This window comes from Bifidobacterium sp. POST2/T3 (B1) (genome assembly GCF_058197115.1).
Window position 1 is genome coordinate 1 of sequence record NZ_JBVPQK010000280.1, and the last position, 3,446, is coordinate 3,446.

Sequence of the window (3,446 nt, forward strand, 5' to 3'; positions counted from 1 at the left end):
GTCGGGTTGGATGCGGAACTGGCCGGCTCCTATCCACATGAGCTGTCCGGGGGTCAACAGCAGCGGGCGGCCATAGCTACAGCCCTGGTCACCAAGCCCAGACTGATCCTGGCGGACGAGCCGACCACGGCACTTGACGCCATAACCCAGCGGCAGATTGTGGACCTGTTGGTCTCGCTGGTTGATCAGAGTGGGGCCTCCCTGCTGTTTATCACCCATGATTTCTCCGTCCTGGCCCGGGTTGCTGATTACTGTTACATCCTTGAATCGGGCCGAGTGGTGGAAAGCGGACAAACGCAGAGCATTCTGCGCAACCCATCCAGTCCACAGGGCAGGACTTTGGTGACAGCGGCCAAGGAGCTGACGCTGAGCGTAGATGGAGGCAAGCATGAGGACGACTGACGATGCGCATGCCGATCCGATCCTGACCGGGAAGGGCCTGATCAAAGTCTATGCCTCCAACGGCAGCGGCATGGCTCGAAAGGCTGCGGTTGACGGAATCGATGTCTCCCTCCAGCCGGGGGAGTGCTTGGCGATTATAGGGGAGTCTGGTTCGGGGAAAACCACACTTTCCCGTCTGCTTTTGGGTCAGTTGAGGCCTGATGCCGGACAGGTGACATATCAGGGCAGGCCAGTTCTGCATGGTACTCCGGCCGCCAAGGCGCTTGCCCGAGACTCTGCTCTGGTCTTCCAGAACCCTTTTGCCTCCTTGGACCCTCGGTGGACCATCGGCCGGTCGGTCGCCGAGCCTCTTTTGGCTGCCAAGCGCAGGGAGAGTGGGCGCGTATGGTATCGCTATCAGAAGGAGCGAGACCTTGCTGATCAGGTGGCCGAGGCGCTGTCAGAGGTTCAACTTGATCCGGACAGGATCATGACGGCTTATCCTTCTGATCTATCAGGTGGCCAGGCCCAGCGGGCGGCCATAGCCCGGGCCCTGGTCGTCAAGCCCCGGATACTCTTGGCCGATGAGCCTATGAGCGCCATCGACGTCTCAGCACGCGTGGGGATTCTCCATACCCTTCAATCCATCATGGCCCAGTCAAGACAGCAAAGCGATTCGTCAAGCGGGATGTCCATGATCATCATCTCCCATGATTTGGGCGTGGTCCAGCACATCGCGGACAGGGTCATGGTGCTCAGCCAGGGGAAGGTGGTGGAGGAGGGGCCTGTGAGGACCATCCTCGATCACCCAAGTCAGCCCTATACCCGTCAGCTACTGGCAGCTGCAACCCTCTAGGTACCGGGGCCCGTGCGGCATCCTGCCCAAGCGGAATCAGGTGAAAGCAGTGGGATGAGCCGTGCAGAGCCAACCGACGGATTACGGCTGCACATGATTTGACGGTTGGGAAAGCAAATTGTAGACTGTTGGTTAGTTACTCAAGTAACTAAGTAATAAACAGTAGTAAGGGTCCTGACTCGACGCCCTGAATCAAGGCAGACAAGGCGGTCAAACGATGGCGATCGAAATACCGGATGGTCGGCCAGTTTTCGTGAAGGTGGCGGACAGGTTGGCCGAAGCCATAGCCGAGGGTTTGGTTGCCGATGGTGAAAGGATTCCCAGCACCACGGAAATCTCGACCGCTTACCAGATCAACCCGGCAACCGTCCTCAAGGGGATGAACCTGCTGGTCGACCGGGGTCTTCTGGAGAAACGGCGGGGGCTGGGCATGTTTGTCACTGCCGGTGCGGGCCGAAGCGTTCGTGAGCGTCGCAGGAGTGAACTCCTGAACGGAAGGTTTCAGGATCTGGTCGAAGAAGCCAAATCTCTGGACGTATCCCGTGAGGACCTGGACGTCATCATAGAAAGGGTCTACCAATGAGTCTGACAGTTTCCAAGGTGGACAAATCGTACGGAAAGCTGAAGGCCCTGGATGAGATCTCGCTCTGCTTTGAGCCCGGCAATATATACGGACTCTTCGGGCGGAACGGGGCCGGCAAGTCCACCCTGTGCAATCTGATGACAGGCAGGATACTTCCTGACCATGGGCTGGTCCACTTGGACGGAAGCGGGCTGGTCAACGATTCGAGAATCATTCGCCGCGTGGCCTTGGTCAACGAAACTTGGCCCTATCCATCCCGACGGCACATTAGGCAGGCATTTGCCATGGCCGAGGGGTTTTACGGTGATTTCGACTGGCACTTGGCTGAGAGTATTCTTAAAAGCTTCGCATTGAGGCTGACTGACACTTTTGCCTCCCTTTCCACAGGGCAGCGTCAGGTGGTCAAGGATATCATCGGACTCTGCCTGCCTGTGGAATACCTCATTCTGGATGAACCGACGACAGGAATGGATGCGGCGGCCAGGGAGAGGATCTACTCCTTCCTTCTGGAGGCCTATCAGCGCCGCGGACCGACCATGATCATCGCTACACATATCATCAACGAGGTCAGCCAGCTCATCTCCCGCGCTACGATCATCGACCAGGGGCGGGTCCTGCGATCTTTCAGCGTGGATGATCTGTCAGTCCTGGGGACCACTGTCACTGGACGTCCGCGTGATGTAGAGGGCTACCTTGCCCAGGGCGACCCGCAGCTGCTGAGCAGGCAGCGCATCGGCGACCTGCTGCGCGTCAGCTTCGAGGGGCCGGTGCCTGACGAGCAGCCCAAGGGTCTTATTGTCGCCCCCATGGATCTGCAGACCTACTTCGTCCAGATTACGGAAGGTGCGACACAATGAATAACATGCAAGTTGCAGAAGCAGTGCGGACGAAGACCAAGCCAGGGCCAGACAGGCCCGACGTCGGTGCGGGACCGGCTGAAGGATGGACCCGAATCAAACGCTTCCTGTCGCCTGCGGTGCAGACCCGGATGGCCCTGCGTGTACAGGTGATGCCGAGGCTGATCGTCTTTTTGATTTGGGCTCTCGTCCTCGCTCTGGGAGTTGTGGGGTTCATTCCCCTAAGCTCTGGCTTCACTGGTCTGTTCACCGAGATGGTGTTCATGGCCACCGCCCTTGCCTGCTCACTGACGACTTTCCGGCCCCTGATCTCCAACGCCGTGACCCGGTCCACGATCGCTTGGACCCAGATCATCTCCAATGTGGTCATGGCCCTGGCGACAGCTACTTTTATGATTGGGGTCGCCATTATCAGCAACCTGGGCCAAATTGGATGGATGCCCTTTACGGAAAGTTACCAAAGGTTTCTCGAGCAGGGCTGCTCACCTTGGAGGCTCACTCTTGATCCCTGGAGTGTTTCATGCTTTAACCGGTCGTATGACCAGCAGCCGTCCCGTTGGCTGGCTCTGGCGCTGCATATCTTCATGGTGCAGGTAGCCTTTATTCTGCTTGGCCAGGTGCTGGGTGACCTCGCCGTCCGTCTTGATCGAAAAGGCAGATGCCTGTTGCTGGCAGGGCTGTTGATCTGTGTTGGTTTCTGGCATTCGATTTCCGGCTGGAATTTCTGGGGGTGGCAGCAAACGGCGGTTCAGATGATCAACCTTATGCG

The 3,446-nt window shown here is 58.0% G+C and carries 5 protein-coding genes; all 5 read left to right on the forward strand.

From position 1 onward, the window contains the following. On the forward strand, positions 1–402 hold a 402-nt coding region (locus AC0AP0_RS10485), incomplete at its 5' end, for an ATP-binding cassette domain-containing protein (RefSeq protein ID WP_490430419.1). Then, positions 389–1,237, forward strand: a complete 849-nt coding sequence (locus AC0AP0_RS10490) for an ABC transporter ATP-binding protein (RefSeq protein WP_490430420.1) — start codon at positions 389–391, stop codon at positions 1,235–1,237. The genes AC0AP0_RS10485 and AC0AP0_RS10490, both read left to right, overlap by 14 nt. Positions 1,238–1,454: 217 nt before the next feature. Further along, on the forward strand, positions 1,455–1,820 hold the full coding sequence (locus AC0AP0_RS10495; protein WP_490430421.1) for a GntR family transcriptional regulator: 366 nt from the start codon (positions 1,455–1,457) through the stop codon (positions 1,818–1,820). Next, positions 1,817–2,677 carry an ATP-binding cassette domain-containing protein gene (locus AC0AP0_RS10500; RefSeq protein ID WP_490430422.1) on the forward strand — a complete coding sequence of 287 codons (861 nt, stop codon included), beginning with the start codon at positions 1,817–1,819 and terminating at the stop codon, positions 2,675–2,677. The genes AC0AP0_RS10495 and AC0AP0_RS10500 overlap by 4 nt, the downstream gene beginning before the upstream one ends. A 131-nt stretch (positions 2,678–2,808) precedes the next feature. After that, the coding region (locus AC0AP0_RS10505) for a hypothetical protein (RefSeq protein ID WP_490430423.1) at positions 2,809–3,446 on the forward strand (638 nt) is incomplete at its 3' end.